Origin of the sequence: Roseivirga sp. UBA1976, assembly GCF_002336325.1 — a bacterium.
In the GTDB taxonomy this organism is placed as follows: Bacteria; Bacteroidota; Bacteroidia; order Cytophagales; family Cyclobacteriaceae; genus Roseivirga; species Roseivirga thermotolerans.
This window is the reverse complement of record NZ_DDDQ01000127.1, coordinates 1-25,590: the sequence shown is the minus strand read 5'-3', so window position 1 is coordinate 25,590 and position 25,590 is coordinate 1. Positions and strand designations below refer to the sequence as shown.

General features: G+C 42.6%; 24 protein-coding genes and 1 pseudogene. 10 read left to right on the top strand and 15 right to left on the bottom strand.

Annotation, left to right across the window (positions count from 1 at the left end; translation table 11 throughout):
* Together gatB and alaS are read right to left on the bottom strand one after the other, a co-directional pair.
* Entirely contained in the window at positions 1-1,461 is a 1,461-nt protein-coding gene (gene gatB, locus B3763_RS12730; protein WP_286746991.1) for an Asp-tRNA(Asn)/Glu-tRNA(Gln) amidotransferase subunit GatB, read from the bottom strand.
* Positions 1,454-4,087 carry an alanine--tRNA ligase gene (gene alaS, locus B3763_RS12725; protein WP_286746989.1) on the bottom strand — a complete coding sequence of 878 codons (2,634 nt, stop codon included), beginning with the start codon at positions 4,085-4,087 and terminating at the stop codon, positions 1,454-1,456. Before alaS ends, gatB begins: the two co-directional genes overlap by 8 nt.
* 111 nt (positions 4,088-4,198) lie before the next feature.
* Between alaS and B3763_RS12720 the strand changes: the two genes are divergently transcribed.
* The 6 genes from B3763_RS12720 (at position 4,199) to B3763_RS12695 (ending at position 9,914) form a co-directional block, all read left to right on the top strand.
* Positions 4,199-5,191, top strand: coding sequence for a M23 family metallopeptidase (locus B3763_RS12720; RefSeq protein ID WP_189629930.1), 993 nt, complete (start codon positions 4,199-4,201; stop codon positions 5,189-5,191).
* A 71-nt stretch (positions 5,192-5,262) separates the two neighbouring features.
* Entirely contained in the window at positions 5,263-5,601 is a 339-nt protein-coding gene (locus tag B3763_RS12715; protein ID WP_189629929.1) for a MerR family transcriptional regulator, read from the top strand.
* Positions 5,598-6,704 (top strand): DNA-processing protein DprA, encoded by a 1,107-nt coding sequence (gene dprA, locus B3763_RS12710; RefSeq protein WP_286746986.1) that lies wholly within the window; start codon positions 5,598-5,600, stop codon positions 6,702-6,704. Before B3763_RS12715 ends, dprA begins: the two co-directional genes overlap by 4 nt.
* A 398-nt stretch (positions 6,705-7,102) precedes the next feature.
* A complete protein-coding gene (locus B3763_RS12705; protein WP_286746985.1) occupies positions 7,103-7,264 on the top strand; it encodes a hypothetical protein in 162 nt (53 codons plus the stop codon).
* A 132-nt stretch (positions 7,265-7,396) separates the two neighbouring features.
* A complete protein-coding gene (locus B3763_RS12700) occupies positions 7,397-8,575 on the top strand; it encodes a DUF4221 family protein (RefSeq protein WP_286746983.1) in 1,179 nt (392 codons plus the stop codon).
* A 385-nt stretch (positions 8,576-8,960) separates the two neighbouring features.
* A complete protein-coding gene (locus tag B3763_RS12695; protein WP_286746981.1) occupies positions 8,961-9,914 on the top strand; it encodes a hypothetical protein in 954 nt (317 codons plus the stop codon).
* 54 nt (positions 9,915-9,968) lie between these two features.
* Here the strand turns inward: B3763_RS12695 and B3763_RS12690 are convergent, their stop codons facing one another.
* From B3763_RS12690 to B3763_RS12670, 5 genes are all read right to left on the bottom strand, one after another.
* Positions 9,969-11,315, bottom strand: coding sequence for a serine hydrolase domain-containing protein (locus B3763_RS12690; protein WP_286746979.1), 1,347 nt, complete (start codon positions 11,313-11,315; stop codon positions 9,969-9,971).
* Positions 11,312-12,160: a hydroxymethylglutaryl-CoA lyase gene (locus B3763_RS12685; protein WP_189629925.1), complete on the bottom strand. Its 849-nt coding sequence runs from the start codon at positions 12,158-12,160 to the stop codon at positions 11,312-11,314. The genes B3763_RS12690 and B3763_RS12685 overlap by 4 nt, the downstream gene beginning before the upstream one ends.
* Before the next feature lie 165 nt (positions 12,161-12,325).
* On the bottom strand, positions 12,326-12,808 hold the full coding sequence (locus B3763_RS12680; RefSeq protein ID WP_414707135.1) for a fasciclin domain-containing protein: 483 nt from the start codon (positions 12,806-12,808) through the stop codon (positions 12,326-12,328).
* A gap of 208 nt (positions 12,809-13,016) precedes the next feature.
* Complete coding sequence (locus B3763_RS12675; RefSeq protein ID WP_189629923.1) at positions 13,017-13,826, bottom strand: anti-sigma factor; 810 nt, start codon at positions 13,824-13,826, stop codon at positions 13,017-13,019.
* A gap of 6 nt (positions 13,827-13,832) precedes the next feature.
* Positions 13,833-14,390, bottom strand: a complete 558-nt coding sequence (locus tag B3763_RS12670) for an RNA polymerase sigma factor (RefSeq protein ID WP_286746976.1) — start codon at positions 14,388-14,390, stop codon at positions 13,833-13,835.
* 75 nt (positions 14,391-14,465) lie between these two features.
* Between B3763_RS12670 and B3763_RS12665 the strand changes: the two genes are divergently transcribed.
* Positions 14,466-14,882 carry an acyl-CoA thioesterase gene (locus B3763_RS12665; RefSeq protein WP_286746975.1) on the top strand — a complete coding sequence of 139 codons (417 nt, stop codon included), beginning with the start codon at positions 14,466-14,468 and terminating at the stop codon, positions 14,880-14,882.
* Here B3763_RS12665 and B3763_RS12660 read toward each other — a convergent pair.
* The 7 genes from B3763_RS12660 to B3763_RS12630 all read right to left on the bottom strand — a co-directional run bounded on the left by B3763_RS12660 (position 14,872) and on the right by B3763_RS12630 (position 21,004).
* Positions 14,872-16,488, bottom strand: a complete 1,617-nt coding sequence (locus B3763_RS12660; RefSeq protein ID WP_286746974.1) for an OmpA family protein — start codon at positions 16,486-16,488, stop codon at positions 14,872-14,874. The genes B3763_RS12665 and B3763_RS12660 overlap by 11 nt on opposite strands.
* A gap of 185 nt (positions 16,489-16,673) precedes the next feature.
* Positions 16,674-17,576 (bottom strand): histone deacetylase family protein, encoded by a 903-nt coding sequence (locus B3763_RS12655; RefSeq protein ID WP_286746973.1) that lies wholly within the window; start codon positions 17,574-17,576, stop codon positions 16,674-16,676.
* A 38-nt stretch (positions 17,577-17,614) separates the two neighbouring features.
* Positions 17,615-18,754 (bottom strand): serine hydrolase domain-containing protein, encoded by a 1,140-nt coding sequence (locus tag B3763_RS12650; RefSeq protein ID WP_286746972.1) that lies wholly within the window; start codon positions 18,752-18,754, stop codon positions 17,615-17,617.
* A 58-nt stretch (positions 18,755-18,812) separates the two neighbouring features.
* Entirely contained in the window at positions 18,813-19,364 is a 552-nt protein-coding gene (locus B3763_RS12645; RefSeq protein WP_189629917.1) for a hypothetical protein, read from the bottom strand.
* 58 nt (positions 19,365-19,422) lie between these two features.
* Positions 19,423-19,944 (bottom strand): acyl-CoA thioesterase, encoded by a 522-nt coding sequence (locus tag B3763_RS12640; RefSeq protein ID WP_189629916.1) that lies wholly within the window; start codon positions 19,942-19,944, stop codon positions 19,423-19,425.
* Positions 19,944-20,456 carry a DinB family protein gene (locus B3763_RS12635; protein WP_189629915.1) on the bottom strand — a complete coding sequence of 171 codons (513 nt, stop codon included), beginning with the start codon at positions 20,454-20,456 and terminating at the stop codon, positions 19,944-19,946. The genes B3763_RS12640 and B3763_RS12635 overlap by 1 nt, the downstream gene beginning before the upstream one ends.
* A gap of 35 nt (positions 20,457-20,491) precedes the next feature.
* Positions 20,492-21,004 (bottom strand): gamma carbonic anhydrase family protein, encoded by a 513-nt coding sequence (locus tag B3763_RS12630; RefSeq protein ID WP_189629914.1) that lies wholly within the window; start codon positions 21,002-21,004, stop codon positions 20,492-20,494.
* 138 nt (positions 21,005-21,142) lie between these two features.
* Here B3763_RS12630 and B3763_RS12625 point away from each other — a divergent pair, with 138 nt between their 5' ends.
* Both B3763_RS12625 and B3763_RS12620 read left to right on the top strand, forming a co-directional pair.
* Positions 21,143-21,892 (top strand): YceI family protein, encoded by a 750-nt coding sequence (locus tag B3763_RS12625; protein ID WP_189629913.1) that lies wholly within the window; start codon positions 21,143-21,145, stop codon positions 21,890-21,892.
* Positions 21,893-22,029: 137 nt separating this feature from the next.
* Positions 22,030-23,292, top strand: coding sequence for an anthranilate synthase component I family protein (locus B3763_RS12620; protein ID WP_286746968.1), 1,263 nt, complete (start codon positions 22,030-22,032; stop codon positions 23,290-23,292).
* A 54-nt stretch (positions 23,293-23,346) separates the two neighbouring features.
* Here B3763_RS12620 and B3763_RS12615 read toward each other — a convergent pair whose 3' ends face one another.
* Entirely contained in the window at positions 23,347-24,915 is a 1,569-nt protein-coding gene (locus tag B3763_RS12615) for a hypothetical protein (RefSeq protein ID WP_286746966.1), read from the bottom strand.
* A 213-nt stretch (positions 24,916-25,128) separates the two neighbouring features.
* Here B3763_RS12615 and B3763_RS12610 point away from each other — a divergent pair.
* Positions 25,129-25,590, top strand: a pseudogene (locus B3763_RS12610) (tRNA (N6-isopentenyl adenosine(37)-C2)-methylthiotransferase MiaB); the annotation flags it as partial.

The window sequence follows — 25,590 nt, the reverse complement described above, 5'->3', positions numbered from 1 at the left end:
TTAGTTTAATGCTTTTAAAAGTTCTTGCTGAACCACTTTTGGGTTTGCCTTACCTCTGCTTTTCTTCATTACTTCGCCAATGAACAGCCCCAATAGTTTCTTCTTTCCCTTACGGAATGCTTCAGTCTCTTTGGGCAAAGATATCAATACCTCACGAACTATAGCCTCTAGTTCGGCTTTGTCTTCAGAAACCAGCAAATTCAGTTCCTCCGCCAATTTAAGTGGACTTTTTGTGGCCTTTGGTAACTTAGGTAACAATTGCTGCACAGCTGTTTGATAGACCAGCTTATCTTCTTCTACAAGCTTTATGAGCTCTGCCAATTGTTGAGTACCAATGGCTATCTCTGATAGGTTTTTCCCCTCTTCATTAAGCAAGCTTCGCAAAGGGCCATTCATCCAGTTGGCAGCCGATTTGGGTTCCACGCCCTGCTGGCATAACGCTTCGAAATACTGAGCAGTTTCTTTCTCTTCCGTTAAAATACCCAAGTCATAGTCAGATAGTTGATATTTCTGAGTCAATCGCTGGCGATAAACCCGGGGGTTTTCATTGGCCCGGGGCTGCAAACCAGCCAGGTATTGATCATCTAGAATCACCGGAGGCAAATCGGGGCAGGGAAAGTAGCGATAGTCATTCATGGTCTCTTTAAAACGCATACCATAGGTCTGGCCTGTGGCAGGATCGAAGGTTCGGGTTTCTACCACCACGGGCTCTCCGGCCAGTTTTAAAGCCAATTGGCGTTCCAATTCGAAAATGGCGGCTTTTCTCACATGGCTGAAGGAGTTCATATTCTTTATTTCTACCTTCTCGCCCAACAGTGAGTCTCCCTTCTTTTTAATGGAAATGTTGGCATCGCACCGGAGCTCTCCTTTTTCCATATTCGCATTGCCAATACCCAAATAGCGCACCATGCGCCTAATTTCTTGAAGGCATGCAGCCGCCTCATCGGGTCCGGCCACCGAGGGGTTGGTCACTATTTCAATGAGCGGAGTTCCGGCACGATTAAGGTCAATGAGTGTACCTGCTTCTTCATCATGAATAGATTTTCCTGCATCTTCTTCCAGGTGGATATGATGCAGTTCCACTTGCTCTTGCAAGAGGTTGGTTCCAAACAACGGAATTTTTCCTCCTATGCAGATTGGCGTTTTATCCTGCGTGGTTTGATAGCCCTTGGGCAGATCGGGGTAGAAATAGCTTTTTCTGTCGAACGTATTGTAACGACTAATCTGAGAACCACAAGCAAGCCCCATTAAGACAGCCTTTTCCACAGCCTGGGCATTAAGTACCGGTAAGGTACCCGGATGTCCCAGACTTATTACGCTCACATGGGTATTTGCCTCTTCTGTTTCGTGGTTGGCATCGGCCGAGAAAATCTTGGAAACGGTGTTCAGCTGAACGTGCACCTCTAAACCAATAGTGGCCTCATAGCCCTCCTCTTCCAGTTTTTTAAGTACGTCAAGCAAAACTCTCCAATATTTCTGTAGCTCTAGTGACTACACGTTCTAAACCAGTTATGTCTTTTCCTCCGGCAGTAGCAAAGAACGGCTGACCTCCGCCTCCTCCTTTAATTTCCCGGGCCAATTCGCGCACCAGTTGTCCGGCATTCAGGCTTTTCTCTTTGACCAGATTCTCGCTGATAACAACAGAAATCTGCGGGCTACCGGAAACATTGGCGGCTAGTATTGCCAAAAGGTTATCTACCTCATTCTTAAGCTCAAAGGAGAGTTTCTTTAAAGCATCGGCCGAAGGAATATCGATTTGCTCAATCAGTACATTGATGCCCTTTTTAGCCTCTACTTTTTGCAATAGATTTCTTTTAACCTCAGCCCCCTGCCGTGCATGTAGCGATTCAATCTCCTTGGTTAGTTTTTTCTGCTCGTCTAAGAGCGAGGCAATGGCTTTGGTCAGGTCTTTCGGGTTTTTAAGCAGCTCCTTAACCAACTTAAGTTCCTTTTCCTGATCTTGGACATACTCAAAAGCCTTGGGGCCGGTATAGGCTTCAATTCGCCTTACCCCTGCGGCAACAGCACTTTCCGAAACTATTTTGAAAAGACCAATCTGCCCGGTAGCTTCCACATGGGTACCTCCGCAAAGCTCTACCGAATAGTCAGGATTGAAGGTAATTACACGGACAAAATCTCCATACTTCTCTCCAAAAAGAGCCATCGCTCCCATAGACTTTGCTTCTTCTATGGGCACGGACCTTTTTTCGTTGAGCGTAATATTTTCCCTAATCTTCTCATTCACTATTTGCTCAATCTGCTCTATTTGCTCAGGCTCTACTTTAGAGAAGTGCGAAAAATCGAAGCGCAATACGCTATCGCTTACTAATGAGCCCTTCTGTTGCACGTGGTGGCCGAGCACCTCTCGCAAAGCTGCATGAAGCAAGTGGGTGGCAGAATGGTTAAACTTAATCAAGGCTCTGCGTTTCTTATCTATTCTGGCATGAAACACAGCAGCCGGATTAGCAGGCAACTTATCGGTAAAATGAACTATCAGGTCATTTTCTTTCTGCGTATCGAGAATTTTAATGGTTTCTTCTTGGCTTTCAATAACTCCGGTATCACCTACCTGTCCGCCACTCTCGCCATAGAAGGGTGTTTTATCGAGCACAATCTGAAACACCGTGCGCTTCTTTTCTTTTATCTCCCTGTACTTGATAATTCGCGACTCAGCTTCCTCATGGTCATAGCCTACAAATTCCACTTTTACATCGGGCAATAGTTCAGTCCAGTCTCCCTTCTCAGAAGTCGCATCGGCTTTCGATCTGTTCTTCTGCTCGGCCATGGCTTGCTGAAATCCAGGCTCATCGATCTGGAAGCCATTCTCCCGTGCAATCAGAGCTGTCAGGTCTACCGGAAAGCCGTATGTGTCGTAAAGTTCGAATACTTCACGCCCATTTATAGTTGTTTCATTTTGAGACACAAGCCTCTCCTTTATTTGCTCCAATCGCTTTAAACCATTGTCTAAAGTGCGCAAAAAGGAGTTTTCTTCTTCTTTAATCACTTTGGCAATGAGCTCTCTCTGGCTATCCAGCTCATCGAAGAAACCTTTGTATTGATCGGCCAGCACATCTACGAGTTGGTATAGAAACGGACTGTTGAAATTGAGGAACGTATAACCGTAGCGAACAGCTCTTCTCAGAATTCTACGGATCACATACCCGGCCTTATTGTTAGACGGTAACTGACCATCGGCAATGGCGAATGAAATGGCTCTGATATGATCTACTATCACCCTAATGGCAATATCGGTTTCTTTCTTTTCACCATACTTCACTCCGGCCGACTGGGCCACTTTGTCGATCAACGGGGTGAACACATCGGTGTCGTAGTTAGACTTTTTAGCCTGCAAGGCCATAGCCAAACGCTCAAAGCCCATTCCTGTATCGATGTGCTGGGCTGGTAGAGATTCCAATCGACCATCGGCCTTTCGGTCGAATTGCATAAATACCAGGTTCCATATTTCCACCACCTGCGGATGGTCGTTATTCACCAGTTCTTTTCCGGGAACCCTCGCAATTTCATCTTCTGTTCTCAGGTCTATGTGAATTTCCGAGCACGGACCACATGGGCCTGTATCGCCCATTTCCCAGAAGTTATCTTTCTTGTTTCCGTTCAAAATGCGCGACTCATCGACATAGCTTCTCCAGAAATCAAAGGCCTCCTGATCAAACTTTAAGCCTTCTGACTCATCTCCCTCAAATACAGTTACATATAACCTATCTTTTGGTAGTTTATATACATCTGTAAGCAACTCCCAGGCCCATTGAATGGCTTCTTTCTTAAAGTAATCGCCAAAGCTCCAGTTGCCCAGCATTTCAAACATGGTATGGTGATAGGTATCTATACCTACCTCTTCCAAATCATTGTGCTTACCTGACACACGCAGGCATTTTTGGCTGTTTACCGCCCGGGTATAATCGGCCTTTGCATTGCCCAGAAAAAGATCCTTGAATTGATTCATACCCGCGTTGGTAAACATCAGCGTAGGGTCATTTTTAAGAACCATTGGAGCTGAGGGTACATACTTGTGGCCTCTTTCTTCGAAATAGGAAATAAACTTAGATCTGATCTCTTTGGCTAGCATAGCAGAACCGTTGATTAGGTGGTTTGTGTTAGAATAAAATTGTTACTTTTGTTGAAGCCTAAAAAGCTGCGCAAGGGCACAAAATTAGGAGATTTTCAAAAAGGATTCTTAATGTCAAAAATAAAATATTACTACGATACCGAGACCTGCAAATACGAGCGAATCAAGGTAAAAAAACGAGATGTAGTGATCAACGCCTTGGGCTTTATTTCCCTCTCCATTGTTTTAGCCATTGGCATTATCGTAGTTCTCTCCAAATATTTCGACTCTCCTAAGGAGCTGGCACTGAAAAAAGAAAATGAAGAACTGAAGCTCTACTATGAGTTTACTCAAGAGCAGTTGGAAGGTATGGACCAAATGCTAAAGGTGCTTCAACAAAAAGATGACCAGGTATACCGAACGGTTTTTGAGGCCGAACCTATTCCTGAGACCGTGCGAGAAGCGGGTTCGGGTGGAGTTTTAAAATACAGAAACTTGCTGGAAAGTGACTTATCGAACAAAGACCTGGTGATTGGCACACTGGATAAGCTGGACAGGGTAAAGAAGAAAATGTATATCCAAACCAAATCTTACGATGAAATAATGCAACTGGCTAAAAATAAGGATGCTTATTATGCGGCCATGCCAGCTATTCAGCCGGTTTCTAACGATGACCTGAGAAGATTTTCATCTGGTTTTGGTATGCGTACCGACCCTGTTCTGAAAGTGAAACGCATGCACTACGGAGTAGACTTTTCTGCCGAACAGGGCACCCCTATTTACGCCACAGCCGATGGTAAAGTGGTATTGACCAAAAGGGATTTTAGCGGATTGGGCTGGCACATCAAAATAGATCATGGCTTTGGTTTTGAGACAGTATACGGACACATGAGTAAGTTCAACGTGCGCAATGGCGAAACCGTAAAACGCGGTCAGGTCATTGGATATGTGGGCAACACGGGTAAGTCTACCGCCCCGCACGTACACTACGAAGTACACATTAACGGCAGAGCCGTAAATCCGGTAAACTACTTTTACATGGATCTGGATTCTAATCAATACGAAGAGATTCTCAGACTTGCTTCTATCGAAAACCAATCGCTGGGTTCTTATGCCAACCAATAAGCTTTTTTAGAGATTCTTTGACAGACTTATTCTTAAAGTAATTGTTTTGGTTATTTTCGTAACTAGTTGATATGCCGTACAAAGAGAAGCCTATAGAGAAGAAGTATTTCACCATTGGTGAAGTGGCCAAAGAGTTGGGGGTGGCTACCTCTTTAATTCGTTTTTGGGAAACACAGTTTGATTTTATCCGCCCCAAAAAAAACGCCAAAGGAAACCGTAAATACACACAAGACGATCTCAAAAAGCTGAAGCTCGTTTACCATCTGGTTAAAGAAAAAGGGTATACTCTTCAAGGTGCCTATGAACACATAAAGGCCAGCAAAGACAGTATAGACGACAAAGCAGAGATGGTTGCCTCACTAAAACGTATTCGGGAGTTTTTAATGGAAATGAAGAACAACCTTCCATGAGTGACGACAAGCGCTATCAGGTGGCGCTTTCTCTTATTCCAGGAATTGGCCCCGTGCTGGCCCGGCAATTGATTAACCACTTTGAGACCCCTCAAAACATTTTTAAAGCTACCAAAGGCCGCCTAACCAAGGTAAACGGCTTGGGCCAAAAACTTGCCGACCTTATTAGCGGTGAAGAGCAGTGGCTAAAGAAAGCAGACCGCATTTTAGAGCATTCGGAAAAGCTTAACATTAACACCCACTATTACAAAGAAGACTCTTACCCGAGCCGGTTAAAGTCTATTCTCGATGCCCCAATAGTGCTTTATACCAAGGGAAACCCTAAACTCAACACTGCGCGTATGCTCGGCATTGTTGGTACTCGCAAAGCCACCAAATACGGGCTGGCTCAAACCGAGCGAATTGTCGAAAATGCGAAGAGCTCTGAATCTGTAATAATTTCCGGGTTGGCCTATGGAATCGATGTAAAAAGCCATGAAGCAGCACTGAAATACAACCTGGCTACCTTTGGGGTGTTAGCTTGCGGCCTCGATACCATATACCCTACCGCCCATCGCCACATTGCCGAAAAAATGCTGGACCGAGGAGGCCTCATTAGTGAGTATCCGGTTGGTACTAAAGCCGATGCCCGGTTGTTCCCTGCCCGAAACCGTATTATTGCAGGCCTTTCCGATGCACTGATAGTGGTTGAGGCTGCTGCCAAAGGAGGCGCTCTCATTTCGGCCAATATTGCCTATAGCTATGACAAACCGGTATTTGCCGTACCTGGCGAACTAGGCAAAAGCTATTCGGAGGGTTGCAACCTGCTGATACGAAACTTCAAAGCCTCCATTTATACGAGTTTTAAAGACATAGAAGAGAGTCTAAACTGGGACCTTGAATCGGCTACAGACTCCAAGCCTAAGGTCAGAAGCTTTGACCATTTGCCTCCGCCTCAAAAAAAGGTACTGGATATTCTTATGAGAAATGGCCAGCAAATGCACATTGATGAACTCAGCTGGCAAAGTGAAACTCAACTAAATCAGTTGGCTTCCATTCTGTTGCAATTGGAATTCGAAGGCCTTGTAAAACCGCTCCCCGGAAAAGAATATCGATTGGTTTGAATGCTCTAATAATAGTCAGACTTAAGTTGATACAATCCCAATCAGGCACTATCCAATTATAGTTTCTTCAATGCCATTCATGACGTATAAAATTTACTTCCTGAATCAGCCTTCCTATGTAATAGCCTGAAGATTTTGCATGACACTCGAAACAATAGCACAAAGAAATGCTATGAAACTTAATGTATTTATTATATTATTTCTATGTAAGCATTAATCAATGCTTATTTAAAAAAGCAAAACATTAAATACTTGCATCTCAATTAAATTATTTTCAATTTAAATTCATCTTTTAGCAATAAACCTAATTCCAGATGAAAAATCTCAAAAAAACACTGATCGTTTTGTTTTTCTAATGTTTAGCTTGGTGTCCTTCGGGCAAGGACAAGGACCATGTAATGAAGAAATCTGTACCTACACACCTTCTACTGATTGTTGTATGTGCACTTACTCAGACGGATCACAAGCAAATATTTGTGGTAGCGGGGGCGGCTCTATCTACTCAACTGAGGTTCCAGGCGGTGGATGTGCAGGTGCCTTTACAGATTGTATCAGAATAATTTCAGTACAGTAAAAAAGTCTAAACTTTCCAAAGGTTGTCTCTTAAATGAGACAGCCTTGATTTTTATAAGAGACTCTAATAGATTATGAGTATGGTAAGAATTTATATAATCTGTTTATCAATATCACTTATGACACTTTTAGTGGGCTCCTGTGTAAATAATAAAAACAATGATGATATAGATAAAACAATCGGGTTAAATGAACTGAGCTTAAAGCTCATTGACTCAATTAGATTGGAAATAGATTCGAAATCATCATTCGAACTATTCGATGTATACCCTATTAGTCTAGATAGTGTGGAAAATGGATTGATTGCGACCAACAGACTAATCAATGGATTTAACGTTTACAATTTAGACAATGGAAAACTCATCAATCAAATCAGTATTTCAGCAGACAACAGTCTTGGTATAAGAAACTTAAAGACTTTGATTCCAATTTCTCAGGATACACTTATTCTCCTTGATGATGGGAATCTAAATAGAATAATTTTCACGGACTTCAACGGTTATTATTTAGGCAATTTGCGCTTCAAAAATGTTGTGAATGAACCGAACTTACCACCACAAATAAGCTTTACCAATTTTCAGTCAGGATCGAACAATCCATTAATTTTTGCGAACAACGAGATCTATCTTACTACCTATCCAATTTTTGATTTTTACAAGAAGGAAAACATTAATTCAGATATTAACTATCAAATATTATTAGATCTCAAGGATTCTAGTCAGAGATCGATAGACATGCCACTTCCAAAATGGAAACATGGAAAAGTTTGGAATATGATCAGTATTCTTTTGACCAGAACTTTCAATGAAAACTCCAAGGAACTTGTTTATGGTTTTTATGGCGAAGATTCTATTAGAACCGTTAACATTAAAAATGGAAACAAGAGTAAACATCTTGCCAGATATCCAAAGAGGCAAGATCAAACAGCTTCATTCGAATCAAAACCAAATAGGGATGAAATAATAGAAGATGGAGTTGAGACTACGCTTTACCCTAATATTCTTTATGACAAGTATAGAGATGTCTATTATCGATTTGTAGAAAGACCATTAAATTATAATCCCGATCAACACATTAACTATCGAGCCTATTATGAGAAACCAATATCAGTTTTAGTTCTTGATTCAAACTTCGATCTAATAGGCTTTTCTGATTTAAATAAAGATACCTACACTGCATACGGAGCATTTGTAACCAGTAAAGGATTATATATACCGAGATTACATCCAGATTATGATCAATTCTCTGAGAACTGGTTAGACTATTCCATTTATAGTTTAGTTAAAAATGAAGATTAAGCATTACATCGCCATTCTTACTTCAATTACAATTGGGTGTAATTCAGTGAGTCAGAAAGAAGAAGATATTTATAAATATTTAGAAGCTACTATTGTGTTGAGTAAATTGAAAAAAGCGAATTCATTATTCTTTTGAATTTAGATGCTTGCTATTCTTGCAATGATGTTATCCGAGACATACTGTACAGGAACGACAATGACAGTACAAAAACCATATTGATCTCTAGTAGTATAAATCGAGCTGCTCTTTTGTCTGAAAATTATAATCAAGTAATCATAGACAAAAGTGACTTAGCGACTAAAGTCTACAAATTGATCATAAATGAGCCTGTTATTTATAGGAGAGAAAGCAAGAACAAATTAATTAAGAGAAATACACTGCTGCATGAGTTACAAAACACGGCAATACAAAACCTTTTTTTGGATTAGATTAATCGTCCTCCTAGTTGTAATAAAGTACCAAGTATTAACAGGCTTTTGTCAGACAGATTCTATCAATTTATCATCAGAGCAAATCTCTAGAAAAGATATATATGTTAAAAAGGTTAATAATCAATACGTAATTATTTCCCCCTTAGAAGTAAACATCTCAGTATTTGATAGACTTGGCAGGTTACAAAACGAACTGATCACTAACGAAATAGAATATAGAGGGACAGATAAATACATTATTAATGGCGCCCCTATAGATTATTTAGAAGTTTCTAAACAACCCTACATTGTACACCTAGGGCCAGCAGCATTATTTAAACCAAACCAAACTGAATTAGAGAAGATTATTTCACTACCACCATTAGATCCGATTAATGTCAGTAAAGGTTTAGAGGTGTTTCAAACAATAAATAATACAGAAATACTAATCGCACAGCGCGGTTTTACATTAATCGAAGGGTCTGAATATTTATTTTTTGTCTTAAATATCAAAGATGGCTCAATAAAGCCTCTGGTAAAGAAAACAGACCTGAGTAGTCACGGAAAACGAACTCATTTTAAATGTTTTGATAATGGCAGAGTCTATGTGTATAATCAGAAATCTAAGATTGATATTTATAATCTGAATGGGTTAAAAGAGAACTCAATAGATATACCAAACCTAACCCCATATGGAACTCTGGAAAGCTTCAATATCTCTCAGCAAAGAGATTTTATATTTACCTTTAAACGAGTAGTAAATCGAAAGGTAGTTGAAACTGAGTTTTTAATTTTAAACCTGGAAAAGGATTCTTTCATTCGAAAGAAGCTTACTGGAGACTTTCACTACCTTTCTTTAGAAAACAAACTTGAGGTATACACAGTGGACAATGACATTCAAATCAAGCTACTCCAACTTCAAGATTAAATATGCTATAACAACGTGGCAAATCAACACATTTTTGAGTAGACATAATCTAGATCAATCCCAATGTCGCCCAATGCTGTACGTGCCTTCACCTATTCGCAACAGCTCGTACACCAAGTTGTGAATAGAAGGTCTCACATTTAAGTTGTATATCTTACTGTTGTTTCGGGTTGGAAATACTCGGTTCGATAAAAAGATAAAGAGCAAGTCGTAGTCAGGGTCGGCCCAAACCAGTGTACCAGTATAGCCCGTATGCCCATAACTGGAAGGCATAGCCCCTCTCGCCACACTACTAATTCGTTCGTTGTATTCTAACAAGGGCTTGTCAAAACCTAGTCCTCTTCGATTGCCGTTTTCCGGAAATTGTACCCTTGTAAATTCCTCTATTGTTGCAGTACTTAAATAGGTTTTCCCCTCGTATTCTCCGCCATTCAGCAACATTTGATACACCTTGGCCAAATCGTGGGCATTACTAAACAAGCCTGCATTGCCCGATACACCCAACATCATGGCCGCACCCTCATCGTGCACTACTCCATGCAGTTGTGTTTTTCGGAAAAAAGTATCCTTCTCGGTAGGCACAATGCGTTCAGAAGGAAACCGGTTTAATGGATTAAAACCGAGTGTTTCCGCTCCAAGAGGCTCATAGAAGTGTTTTCTCAGATACTCATCAAATGGCTCTCCCGTAAGCCTCTCCACCAAGTCAGGAAAAAGGTAAAATACCAATCCGGAATACAGGTACTTCTTCTCTTCGCTTACTTCTGATTTTCTAATGGCCTTATATATCTTCCTTTCTTTAAAATTCTTGTGCAACCATAGGTCTGTTCCCTCCAACCGATGAGGAAAACGCCTGGAAGAGTCGGTTTTAACAGTATTCCAGCGCCACTTGCCATTCTTTCGTTGCGACTCTGACCAGTAAGGAATCCATGCCTTAAGTCCTGCCTGATGGGCCAATATTTCGCGCATGGTTAAGTCTTTCTTATCTCCGCGAGCAATTTTTGGAAAGTAATGGCTAAACGTTTTATCTAAATCAAATAAACCGTCATCGTAGAGTTTCATGAGCGCAAGAGTTGCTGCCGTAACTTTAGTAACCGAAGCCAGATCGTACAGATCGGTGGGTTGCACAGGCTGTAAGCTGTCATAGGTATGATATCCGAAGGTTCCCTGATAAAATATAACGCCTCCTTTGGCCAACAGTACCTGAGCTCCCGGAAATGCCATAGAGTCTATGGCTTGAGTAATTATTCGCTCAATTTCCCTACTGAGCACTTCTCCGTTTATACCTACCTGCTCCGGGCTGCCGTAGCTTAAACCTCCCATGCTTCTATTCAGACTCTTTTGGGCAAGACCTACACTCGCACTACAGGCAAGTATCATCATAACAAGGCTTACTTTCTTCATGACGGAAATACCTCCAGGCTTTTTATTAATGAGCGGTCGAAAGCTTCTTGATTAAAGGCGGGAGCGACTCCTCTTTCTCCGAGTGTCTCTAACAACACCTCGGTAGCGATGTTTCCCGTAAGTTCATCTTTGGCCATAGGGCAACCTCCAAAACCCTTTATGGCCGAGTCGAAGCGCTGACACCCGGACTCTAATGCAGCTATTATTTTTTCCCTGGCCGTTTGCGGAGTGGAGTGAAAATGTGCTCCAAATTCTATAGTTGGGTAGGCGGTTATACTATTTTTAAAAATACGTTTAATTACCTGTGGTTCAGCAACTCCAATGGTATCAGATAAACTAATTATTCTAATATCAAGATTGGCAAGCTTCTCTACAAAGGCCGAAACAATTTCTTCATTGAACGGCTCATTATATGGGTTACCAAAGCCCATTGATATATAGGTAACGAGTACTCTATTATGCTTAACACACAGGTTCTGAATTTCGGCCAATTGGGTCAGGGCCTCCCCTATGCTTTTGTTGGTATTGCGTTGCTGAAAGGTTTCTGAAATTGACAACGGAAATCCCAGATAACTTATGGCTTCAAAGCTGACAGCATCGGTGGCTCCTCTAAGGTTGGCCACAATGGCCAACAACTTAGAGGTAGTGCTTGACAAGTGAAGCCCTTCTAACACTTGGGCAGTATCTCGCATCTGAGGAATGGCCTTAGGAGAAACAAAGCTTCCAAAATCTATAGTGTCGAACCCTACCTTCAGCAACTCATTGATGTAGTCAGTTTTCTTCTGAGTAGGAATAAACTCATTTATTCCCTGCATGGCATCTCTCGGACATTCGATTACCTTCATATGCCAATGTTAAGCATTGCTCCCTTAGCTTCAAAACCTAAAAGTGGTTGAGGGCATAAACAAAAAGAGGCAGGTTCTTTACGCACCTGCCGCTCAACTTGCTTTCATCTTGGCTATACCGTTGACAAATGCTTCGAACTCTGCCTCTACTAAGCCCGTGAGTCTTTATTTCATACTAGGTGGTAGTATTACTTTATTGATAACGTGTACTACCCCGTTGGAAGCTTTTACATCGGCCACTACTACCTGTGCTCCGCTAATCATCACTCGGCCATTATTAATCATAACCGATACTTGTTCGCCCTGAACCGTTTTTGCCTTCTGACCATTGGACAAATCGGTAGACATCACTTTTGCTGCTACCACATGGTAGGTGAGAATGGCTATCAGTTTGTCTTTGTTTTCAGGTTTCAGCAACATTTCCAATGTGCCTTCAGGTAATGCTGCAAAGGCTTCGTTGGTTGGAGCAAATACGGTAAAAGGGCCATCCCCTTTCAGGGTCTCAACCAGACCTGCAGCCTTTACTGCAGCCACCAACGTGGAAAGATTTTCGTTGCCTGCGGCCAGATCTACGATGTCTTTGGTTTGAGCTTGGGTTTGGCCTGTCATGCAGGTAAGAAACAAAAATGCACCCAGTACTACTTTCATTAATCTCTGTGTTTTCATAATTCGGATAGTTATTTGTTGTTGTTTTCTATCCCAGTTACGACCTCACTTACCTCAATGGATTTTTGTGTTTAATATTTTTTCTAAAAAATTAAACAAGAAATTTTAAATATCTAATAAACAGCTACTTATAATTTAAAAAAATTAGTTAGGTAGAAATAGACCAGATAAATTATTGGAGCCAAAAGATTTAGCCGGCCTGTAAAAAGCCTTTCACGTAGGTTTTGTCGACAGTAGCCACCGGGCTACCCCCCTCTTTTTCGAGCGTAACAGCAAAAGCCTGCACCTTGCCTTTTACTACCTTTAACTCCTGAACAAGTTGATTATGATCAAAGATTCCGGCATCTATAGGGGGTTGACCAGGCTTAATTGCCCAAAGCTGGTACTGATGACCATGTGGTGGTTCCGGTAAATTATCTACACTAATGAAGACGGCATTAGTTTTCTTGTTCCAGAATACATTGGCATAAGACTCGGGCGAAATATCCTCTCCCTCCATCCTCACATGAATATTATCTTCATTTAGAAAGTGAGCAATGCGCAATTGGGCATACTCCAGGTTTTCCCGGGTATCGGATATTTGTTGTGCTAGCTGTTGGCTTTCTACTTTGGCTTGAGCCAGTTCTTCTCTGGCTTGCTGAAACTGTCCAAAAAAGTAAAAATTAAAGCCTAGGCTAATCAATAAAAGTATAGTGGCCGCTACAGCCCAAAGAGAAAATTTAGCCCTTTTTACAAAGCTGCGATCGTCTTCAGACAAAACTTCCCAAAATCGGTTTTGCTCACTTTCTTCTACCTCTTTCATGGCTTCATTGAGTACATCTTCATCGGGCAACGCATCTTTCATTGCCGCAAATTCATTAAGTGCTTCTCTCAATTCTTCCAGCTCTTGCTTCACTTCGGGGTGCTGACTGGCCATAGCTTCTACCTCGCGCATTTCTTGCTCGTTCAACTCACCAGCCCAATAGGCTTCCAGCACACCAGACGCTATGTATTTTTGCACATCCATTTAGATAATAGCTCTCAGTTGTTTTAAAGCCATTCTAATTCTTGTCTTTACCGTACCTAGAGGAATATTGAGTGTGTCGGAAATCTCCTGATGCGAATATCCCTCAAAAAACGACATTTTTATCAATATTTGGTAGTGATCGGACAGTTGCTCTAACAACTGCTCGGTAACCATTTTATCTATACTGTTCGAAGCATCGGCCTTGTTCTCTAAAGCCATTACTTCCAGCGCATCGCGAGAGGCTTGGGTTAACTTAAAATCTTTGGTCTTTCGCTGATCCAGGGCAGCATTTCTACTAATAGCCACCAACCAAGAGTATAGCCCTGCTTTTTGAGCATTGTACGATTGGGCATTTTGCCAAACCTTCAGCAACACCTGCTGCAACACTTCTTCAGCCATGGCTCTATTCCCTACTACTCGTTGAATTACATTGAGCAGAACCACCCCATAGTGTTTAAAAATGAGCCGGACAGACTGTTTATCGCCCTCATGCAAAAGGGCCACTATCTTTTGCTCTACCAATGTTTTGGTCGGAATATCCGTAAATACCTGTTGCAAGTTGAGATGGATTTATGAAGAAAACCAAGCCCTGATAGTTTTGTTCAGTCAAAAGCGAATTCTCTATCTTGTGCCATGCTCAAAGCCCAGGTATTTGAACTTAGAATAGTCGTCAGGAGTAGCCACCTGGACGAAATGGAACACGTGAACAATGTGCAATACCTGCAGTGGGTACAAGATGTAGCTAAAGCACACTGGGAGCACAATGCCCTGAATCAGTGGTTGACTGACCATGTGTGGGTGGCTTTGAGCCATCATATTGAATACAAACGTCCGGCCTTTTTGGGAGATAGACTTCTGGTTAAAACCCATGTACACTCTTTTGAAGGCGCCAAATCTATACGTCAGGTTCGCATTTTTAATGAAGAAACCAATGCACTCCTGGTTCAATCTTCTTCCGAATGGTGCCTCTTAAAGAAGGCCTCCATGAAACCTTGTCGTATTCCTCAGAAAATGATGCTTCCGTTTTTTGGCGAAGCCTTCAACGAATAATTACAAACTCTACCCTGCGGTTAATTTCCCGACCTGTGGCACTGTCATTATCAGTAAGCGGTTGTTCACCTCCGTAGCCTACGTACTCTACACGGCCGGCCTCTATCCCTTTGTCTATCAGGTAATCACGAACTCGCTTAACGCGTTCCACAGAGAGTTCTTTGAGCAGTTTGGCGTCTCCTCTGTTATCCGTATGACCTTCTAGCCGAATGGCCATTCCCGGGTTAGACTTCATCATTTGTACAATCTGATCCAGCTGCTTCATGGCAACTTCAGGATTGGCAAAAGAAGAAGATGCCCGGTTAAACAGTACATTTTCTATTTTAACTTTCGTACCCACTTCTTCAGGCGTTAGGTAAAAGGTTTCAACTGTAGAACCACCAAACTCATTACCTACTCCCTGCACACTGGCATTGGCCACAAATGTTTCCTGGTATTTGAGAAAGCCCTCCGCTTCGATAGCTACATACACATTGGCACCCTCCTCAAGTGAGAGAACAAAGTGTTTATTTTCCGAATCTATATCGGCCGTTTTTAAAGTTATCTCTTTATCGCCATAAGTAAACTTTACCTGAGCATCTACAGGTTGTTCGGTGCGCTTGTCTAATACCTGAAAGGTCATTACCACAATAGACTTTTCTTTTTCCGGAACAATCTCCGTTTCAACTTGAGGTTCATCAACCTCGGCCTCAATCTGCTGAAAGGCTTTTTCCTCCTGACTCAACGGAAAGTTGAAAATATCTCCGTAGCCTTCGCTATTTTGGGTGCTGGAGAAAAAAGCCATTGTACCTGAGGCAGGTATGAAATAGTCTCGCTCTGTGCCTTTTGTATTAATGGCTCCTCCCAGATTGGTGGGCTTAGACCAATCTTTCCATGAACCATTGAGTCTCTTACTCATAAAAATGTCTCTACCGCCAAAGCCACCATGAGCATTGGAACTAAAATATAGAGTTTCATTATCGGCTGCTAAAAATGGCGACCACTCTTCTCCATAGGTGTTGATGGTATTGCCTAAATTCTCCGGCTGGCTCCACTCGCCATCGGCTTGCTTAAAAGACACATACAAATCCTCGTTTCCTTCGGACTCATAAGAACGAATGGCCATAATCAACACCGTTTCTTCGGGGTTGATGGTGGCACTTATATGCGGTGAGTCGTTTGAGAAATAGCGAATTCTCAGCCTTTCGGGAGTAGACCATTCTCCATTTTCGAGCCGCGAAACAGCTATGCCGTTGCGCATATTGCCTCCGCCATTACCATTCGGGTCAAAATAATTAAGTAAATACATACGCTGCCCATCAGCACTAAAACCCACTACTCCATTTAAACCGGGATGATTAATGGTTTTACCGGCATGTTCGGGGCGCGACCAGCCCGACTTTGTCTTTCGACTTAACCAAATATCTCCTCGGTCCAGCACTCCACCAATATTGGCCGCGTGGCCCACACGGGTAAAGTAAAGTGTCTGCCCGTCAGGGCTAAGCACCGGGCTGTGCTCATCGTAAGAGGAGTTGAGGCTGTCGATTTTTAAATGATTGGGCTCTTGCGCTTTGGCCAGGAGTGAGAGAAAAGCTAACAGAAGTATATAATAACAGCGGTTTCGCATGAATTTCGTTGAGTTTCGCACGTTCAATATGCTATTGTGCAAGGATTGTTAAAAGACAGATTGCTTTAAACTTTGTTAACGCAAAGTAAATGATTTGGTGTGAATTGGCTATTGAATTATTTAAGCGATACCCCGCACAGGGTGAAAAAATACCATCACACCGGGCTATAGCCTTCAACAAAACCTTAAAAGAAAATCTCTTGAGCCAACCTGTAGGTATTGGCATGAGCTTCGACAATATGGGCAATGCGTTCGGAATACCCTCCTCCCATACTGGCCACAAGTGGTACACGCTGTTGCTTGCAGGTTTCTAGTACCAAACGGTCTCGCTGTTTACAGCCTTCGATAGTCATGGCCAACCTTCCGAGCTTATCGGTAGCTAATACATCTACTCCCGATTGAAAGAAAACAAAATTGGGCTGCACCCTATCCATTAGTTCTTTCAAGTGCCTGTCGAGCAGCCTTAAATAGCTGCTGTCGTCAGTGCCATCGGGCAAATCAACATCCAGGTCTGACTGCTCCTTATGCATCGGATAGTTACGTTCTCCATGCATGCTGAAAGTAAAAACCCGAGGTTCTTCTCTAAAAATCTGAGCTGTGCCATTGCCTTGGTGTACATCCAGATCTACTACTAAAACCTGCCGTGCCAGTTGCTGGTCTAAGAGGTAATGGGCTGCAATGGCTATATCATTGAGCAGACAGAACCCTTCGCCCCTATTGGTAAAGGCATGGTGAGTACCACCTGCAATATTCATGGCCACCCCATGTTGGAGGGCAAAAAGAGCCGCCTGTACCGTACCATTCATAATGGTTACTTCTCTTTTTACCAAGGCCTCAGGGAGAGGAAAGCCCGTTTTGCGCTCTTCTTTTCGGGAAAGGCTCAGGGTTTTGAGCTTTTTCCAATAGTCGGCTTCGTGGGTGCGAAGTACCTGGGCTTCCTCCAAAGGCTGAGGAGCAAAGAGATTCTCTTCTTTGATGGTGCCTTCGTAGATTAGCTGCTCGGGCAACAGGTTGTACTTTTCCATCGGAAACCGATGGTTGGGAGGCAACGAATGGGCGTAAACTTCTGACCAGGCAATTTTAAGCATACACATCACTTAAAAATCAAAAGTACGCCCAGTTGTTTTTAGTTCTGAATACTTTCCTTAACAATTGCTGTTAATCGTGGTAAGTCGCGCATAATACTTCTGTATTTGGCAGCCGAACCATTAATTTGATAGCAAATGGCAAAACCGTCTTCCACAAAGTAGAATATGTTGGTTATATAGCCCGGCATAAAGCCACTATGCCCATAAATCTTTCCATAGGGGCTGTTTCTTATGTGCACACCAAGGCCCCATTGACCACCCAATTCCGCAGCATCTCTTCCGTTGAAATACTCTGGTAGTAAGTCCGGATTGAACATTTTACCTTCGTATATCTGCTTTGCCAAAATGGCCAGGTCTTGAGAGGTAATTACCAAGCCACCTCCGGCCCATTCGAATTGCCAGTTATATCGGCTTCGGCCTTGTTCATCTAAGGCAAGGCCGGGAAAAAAGGGATCGTCTTCGTTGTATCCTTGCGCCAGTCCATTGTACGTTCGCTTGTCTTGCGGTTCAACAAATTTAAGCCCTGCCTTCTTCACCACTCGATCCATGGTTTCCTGGTAAAGGGTTCTACCGGTAACGGATTCTACCACCATGGCAGCAATGATGTAATTGGTATCGGAATACGCAAAACCTTCACCAACGGAAAATAAAGGCTCATCGTCAAACACATAGGCCAGCAGTTCTTTGGGTTCCCAAACCTTATCGGCATCTTTGAGCACATCGGCCTGAAACTGCTCCTTAAACACGTAGCGGGGAATTCCACTTTCATGCCTCAACAAACTTCTCATGGTAAGATTTTGGGCATTGGGCAAGCGTTTGAACCAATCGTACCCGGCCAAGTACTGCTGAATGGGAACATCGAGCTGTATTTTACCTTCGCTCACCAGCTGCATTACCACCACTGAATAGAATACTTTACCCGTACTGCCACCAAGCATTTTGTGGGTGGGGGTCATGGCAACACCATTTTCTCTATCGGCCCAGCCTGCTGCCAGCGAAATGAGCTCATTGTTGGGCAACACCACAGCATAAGTAACACCGGGTGTTTCGTGTTGAGCGATCAGGCTATCCAGTTCTTTCTGTAAATTATTTCGGAGTTCCTTTACATTAAAATTGCTCTGCGCGTACCCCAAGGTCACACAGAGCAATGCTATGATTACAATAGTAAGCTTTCTCATTTTCAATCTTTGGCGAAAAATACGAAGCTACTCTCCTGCCGTTTTTGCTAATTATTCATTAGGCTTCATCATCGAACTGAAAGGAGTAGTGAGTCGGATCGAGCTTGAGCGTATCATCATTAAATTCTTTGATGAATTTCTCTATTACCTGAGGGGTAATTTTATCTACATGTAGCCCCACATCCAGGCCAATGCCATAGTCAATGTTTGGGTCTACATCTACATGCTCCTGAACTTTAACAGCTTCGTCTTCTTCCAGCTCGTCCATTACTTCGGTCATGTATAAGCCAATCTCCTCCTCTTCATCATTCAATGGCTCAATGTCTCCATTCTCATCTTCTTCGTAAACTATGCTTTTATAGTTCGGGAATTTTTGAGCCACCTTGTGTTCTGCCAACTCGTATATTTCACTGCTGTGCTGAAGCTTGAGGGTGTAGATAACGGCATCGTAAATCACTTCTTTGCCTTCGTATTTACCCACAAAATAAAAGTTCATGAAGTCATCGGAATTGTCTTCGGAATCGATCACCACATAGGATTGCCCCAGTTCAGCCATTTCCTTCTTTAGCTCTTCAATTTCCTGAGGGTCAAAACCTTGATTGGAATGCATAAAATCTAAATTGTTTATTAATAGTTATAGAAATAATGTAAATGTTTTTTCTTGAAAATCAAAGATTACTTTGTAGGGCCGACTTGATGTTTTTCACGCGGTCATCGAAATGTGCCGGATGATAATCGATTTGCCCATAAAGCATGGCCCTAAGATAGGCTTTTACTTCATCGGAATGCACCGTTGTGCGGCTTGTATTCATTCCCACGTATTTAAAGGTGGTCCACATGAGTGTTTTCAGATGACTTTTGTAATCGTCTGTCATCAGGTATTCTACTACAATGGTATTGTCATCGAAATGGATAAGACGCGTGATTATACGCACCCACTCGCCCAAATTGGCCGGCTTAAGGTAGGCAATATGATGATTGTACACCACCCAAAAAGCTTCGTATGATTTGATCAGATCCATTATTTCCACTCCGTAGAGTTTAGGTACCTGATCTTCGCGGGCGTTGAAAAAATAATCGAAATACTTTGCGTTGTTGAGATGCCGAAGCGGATCGCAATCTTGAAACCGAATAATCATTCTCGATTCGGTTTGTTTCTGATATTCTTTGTGAGGATCGACAATAAACATTAGAGGTATCTGTTTTGGATGATGCCCCGATGATGCTCGCAATGTCCGTAAATCATGGCTGCCAGTGCTCTTACACTAACAGGATGACCGGAGGCTGTTCCTACTTTCAGGGTATCGGACTCCGGCATATCTTCGAACAAATAGAGCGTGGCCGTACGTATGGCTACGAACTCATCGGTAAGGCTTGAAAAAGTTCTAATCTTATAAGGGCTGGCGGCCTGATACTCGTTTTCATCCATACCCGGCAAGGGTGTCTTTTCTCCTCTGGCTATACATAGAGCCCTGTATGCAAAAATTCGTTCTACATCATTGATATGCGCCAACACCCCTTTAATGCTCCACTTTCCCGGAGCATAGGCGTACTCCGAAGTTTCTTCGGAAATGGCACTTAAGAATGAAGAAAAACCCGTAAGCTGCTCTCTGAGCAACTTCATCATATTATCGCCTTCTATCTTACTGATGTAGGTAGCATAAAACTCATTATACTCACCCACCTGGGGTTTACGAATCATGTTTGAAGATAGAAGAATTTTCGAAGATACCCGCCCTAGTCTTCTATCCAGGTGGTATACATTTTATAATTCTCAGGAGTATTCTCTATTACCTTTCTCAATCGCTCGTCTACCTCTTTCACTTTTTTTGCCGGGGTACCCGCATAAACAGAATTAGCTTCTACCACCGTATTGGCCAATACCACTGCTCCGGCTGCTACCATAGCTCCAGACTTTATCACGGCATTGTCCATAACAATGGCTCCCATACCAATAAGCACATTGTCTTCAATGGTGCATCCGTGTACAATAGCATTGTGACCTATGGACACATTTTTACCCATTACAGTCTTCGAAAGATTTAGAGTTCCGTGAATAACGGCTCCATCCTGCACATTGCAATTCTCTCCCATTTCTACTGAGCACACGTCTCCCCTGATCACCGCATTGAACCAAACATTGCAATGGGCTGCCATTTTAACATCACCCACCACAGTGGCATTATCCGCCATCCAACAGCTATTATCTATTTCAGGTCGCTTGCCTTTAACTCCTTTTATTAGTGCCATAAAAAATTTATATGTATATACATTGAACTTTCAGAGACTCTTATCAGTTTTGCAATCAGATTCAAAACAAACCATGAGATTATCGGTTATGATAATCGCAAAACAGAAACAAAGTTAAACTGATAATTAAAGACTAAAATGAAGATTTTCAAATCAACACTTGCACTAGCTATTTTGGCTGCTTTTACTGTAGCCTGTGGCTCAAAAAGCAGCGACACGGTAGAAACCTCTGAAGCGAAGGAAGTAGCTTCATCTACTGATGCTACCGTGGTACCTGTAAATACCGAAAAAAGTGTGATTACGTGGATTGGCAGCAAGCCTGCCGGCAAACACAATGGCACCATTGCTGTTACCGAAGGTGAGGTTTTGCTGAAAGGTCAGGAAGTTGTTGGCGGTTCTTTTACCATAGACATTAATTCTTTAGAGGTATTGGACTTGCCGTCCGACTCTGAGTGGAATGCCAAGTTGAAGGGTCACCTAATGTCTGACGACTTTTTTGATGCTGCTAATCACCCCACGGCAACCTTTGAGATTACCGGAGCCAGAGCATACGATGCCAACGCTTTGCAGGCCGATCTTGATGAGCCCGAAACAGAATATACTCCGGCATCATTGAGTGAGATTATGGTTGAAAACCCAACGCATATCATTTCCGGAAACCTTACCATGAGAGGGACTACCAAAAACATTTCTTTCCCGGCCTCAGTAAAGATTGAAAATGGTGTTGTAAAAGCCGTTGCCAACTTTAACATTGACCGCACCGAATGGGGTCTCAAGTTTAAGGAAAGAGCTTCACTGGCCGAAAAGCTAAAAGACGATTTTATTTACAATACCGTAAACGTGGGCTTTGAACTAGAAGCCGGTTCAGGTAACAATACTATGGAATAAGGTATTACTACATTCATGACCGGAGACACTCTTGAAGAGGCCTTCTTCTACGACAAGTAGACTTACAGTAGGCTTACTTTTAAGAGTGTCTCTTTTTTTATACTCCCAGCTTTGCGCATTTTTGCCAAAACTTTGGCTTGACCTACTTTATTCCATATAGAGACAGAAACCGGCAGCAATGGACTGAAGATTGCCTGCGCTGGGCCAACCAATTTGCTTATTTCTCTTACCACCAAAACAATGGCATTGCCTATCCCCATGACGGATTCAGGCATGTACTTGCTGTGGGTAGCAAGTCGGTTTTCGGAACCAAAAACAATTACTTTGAGCAACTCAGGCATTTGGCTCCCGGCCGATGGCTTTTTGGTTTTATTGGTTATGATTTAAAGAATGAGATCGAAGACCTGCAAAGCCACAATACCGACCGCCTGGCATTTGAACCATTAGCCTTCTTTGAGCCGGAGCACCTCATTTTTTTTGAAGATGACGGATTGCGCATTGTCTCAGAGCAGCCTTCTTTAACTGAAGAAATTGCACTAACCGACAAAATCGATTCGGCCAGCATTTTTACTTCACCACAAGCTTCCATTACCAGAGAGCAATACATAGACACAGTAGACCGACTGAGACAGCACATTGAAGAGGGCGATTGTTATGAAATTAATTTCTGCCAGGAGTTTCACGGAACGGTTCAAAACTGGAATCCGGTTGACACTTACCTTAGGCTAAACACCATATCGCCCAAGCCCTTTTCCTGCCTTCAAAAGTTCAATCATCAGTTTATAGTTTGTGCTTCTCCGGAGCGTTTCCTCAAAAAAGAAGGCACAAAGATAATTTCGCAACCCATCAAAGGCACCCGGCCGCGTTCGGCCAATACAACCGAAGATCAACTACTGAAAGAACAACTGCGCACAAGTGAAAAAGAAATTGCTGAAAACATGATGATTGTAGACCTGGTGCGGAATGATTTGGCCAGAACCTCCAAACCGGGTACGGTTAAGGTCGAAGAACTTTTTGGCCTCTACTCTTTTGAGCAGGTACATCAAATGATTAGTACGGTAGTCGCTGAACTGAGATCCGATGTCGATTCCATAGATGCCATTAAGCACGCCTTTCCCATGGGCAGTATGACGGGAGCTCCCAAGGTTAAAGTAATGCAACTCATAGAGCAATACGAAAACACTAAGAGGGGTGCATTTTCAGGAGCAGCAGGCTATATTGAGCCCAACGGAGACTTTGATTTTAATGTACTTATCAGAAGTCTGTTTGTTAATGCACAAAGTGGGGTCTATTCTTTTCAGGTAGGTAGTGCCATTACTTATGATGCCGATTCGGCCAGCGAATATGAGGAATGCCTATTGAAAGCCAGTGCCTTACACAGAATACTGAAAGGAGAATAAAAAAAGAGGCCGCCACATTGTTTTGTAGCAAGGCCTCTTTTCGTTTCACCCCTATTAATTATTGGATCTGGAAAGTGTCACTTTCCATATTTTATTAGAAGCAGAAGACTTACCCGGACCATAAGTACCGGGGCCACCTTCAAAAGCTTCAATGCCACCAAAAAGGTAACCTAATTCAATTTCATTATTCGAAAACTCCAGGGCACCGGCATTAATCACTTCTGTTTCGCCCTGCAGAGCTTCTACAGTAGGAATATTGATCCCATTCTTAAAGAAAAAGGCCGACTCAGCTCCATAAAAATTGGTGGTCCCAAATATATTGGTACTCAGTTGAGTCTTTGTACTAGAATTACCATTTACATCGTAACTAATGCTTAGCAAAGAGTTGGTAAACTCCGAGAGAGTTTCCGGCCCTTGATAGCTACCGTTCCCAATTCCCCCTACCAAGAAGGTAATTACAGTATTGGTGTTTGGATCGTATAGTTCTATATCTACACAGGAATACACATTAAGATTGGCCTGATAGTACTTTGAATCTACAGTATAATAAGCACTCGAAGTATCGGCATTATTGGCTTTAATACCCGGGTGCACATAAATGGCATCGTTCCAGGCCAATAAATAGCTCGTGGTATCCTTATCTTTTATGACTACACTATCCGGTTTAAAAACACCACCGTAAAAAGTGAGGCCGGCATTTAGTTCATTGCCATTCTTAAACAATGCAGGTACTATTGGGCCATCTCGTCTGCGAAAAGTGGACTTATTGTCTGCAAAACTCTTGCTTATAGATGCTGCCGGTAAGTCGGAGATTGGAGCACCCAAAGCTGCTTTTAAAGAGAAAGAGTCCGTTTTAGTGATTTTCATAGGAAAAACACCGTCCAGGTACTTCTGAAAATTAGAAGCCTTATTTCCAAAATTATGCCCTCCGGCTACGTAGAGCGAATCTCCAATCATTAGCATTTCTCCTCCGGTACTTCTCAGCGTATCCGGCACTCCAAAAGCAAATATGTTCTTCCAGTCAATGCCCTCTTGCGAATCGGTGGTTATCAGGTTAATGAGAGAAGGCACATGCACCCGGGCCAATTGGTTAAAGGTTTCATAGGCACCAGAGCTCTGCGTATCGCTTATGGGCGTGCCATAGCCTCCTAACACATATACATATTCGCCTTGCTGTGTTACCAAAGGGTTAGAATTTCTGAAAATGGTTTCGTTTGCCTTTAAAGCCGCCAGTAAGCCGGTTTTGGCTTTGTATCCTTGAATTTTTGCTACCATATCATCGAAAGACATTCCCTGAAGCTCATCGGTGGCCACATTATAAACCAGAATGTTTTCATTGAAAGACCAAGGCACAAATGAGGTAGAAGTGTAATTGCCATTGAGATCGTGAAGACCTCCATCATCTAAGTCCTGATTGGTACGTCCGGCAAAAAGCAACCAATTGTCACCATCTACTCCATGCACAAATGATTGCAAAGCCGGAGCATTTTGCTGAGGTTTCAAAGCCAGGCTTAGCGAGTAAGTGTACTTTGGCAACTCCACTTTCTTTTCACAAGATGAATAGGCAAGACATACCAAGGTAAAGAACACCCACGAAATGCCGCCAAATAATTTGTTTTTCATGTTAAGGTTAATTTGTTCTATGCGAAATTAGAGAGAATAAATACCCCACACAGGATACAAAATACGCGTTATGCTGCCGCGTAGAAATACGTGGTCGGCCAAGCGGAGCTCTACCCCGCCCTACTTAAATGAGCCTCAGAGTTTCCTGCCAATCTGTCACAATTCCCACCAAAAAGGATTATATTTGCGCCTCAAAACTGAGCAGGGAAAGGTATGAGCAATATCATTCAAGACATTGATATAGTCGACAGAAACAGTCAGGAAGCCATGGAAACGGTAAAAACCTCTAAAGAGGAGAATACCGGCAAAGCAAAGAAGCTCTATATAGAGAGCTATGGCTGTCAGATGAATTTTGCAGATAGTGAAATCGTTACCTCCATTATGAAGGAGAATGGGTATGATACTACTTCTGACTTTGAGAATGCCGATGTGGTCTTTCTCAATACCTGTTCCATACGTGAGAAGGCCGAACAAACCGTTCGTAACAGGCTCAATCACTTCAATGCTGTAAAGAAAAGCAAGCCCAACATGACCATTGGAGTATTGGGTTGCATGGCCGAACGATTGAAAGACAAACTGCTTGAGGAAGAAAAAATAGTAGATGTAGTGGTGGGACCCGATGCCTATCGCGACTTGCCAAAGCTTGTAGAATCGGCCGAAGACGGCCTTAAAGCA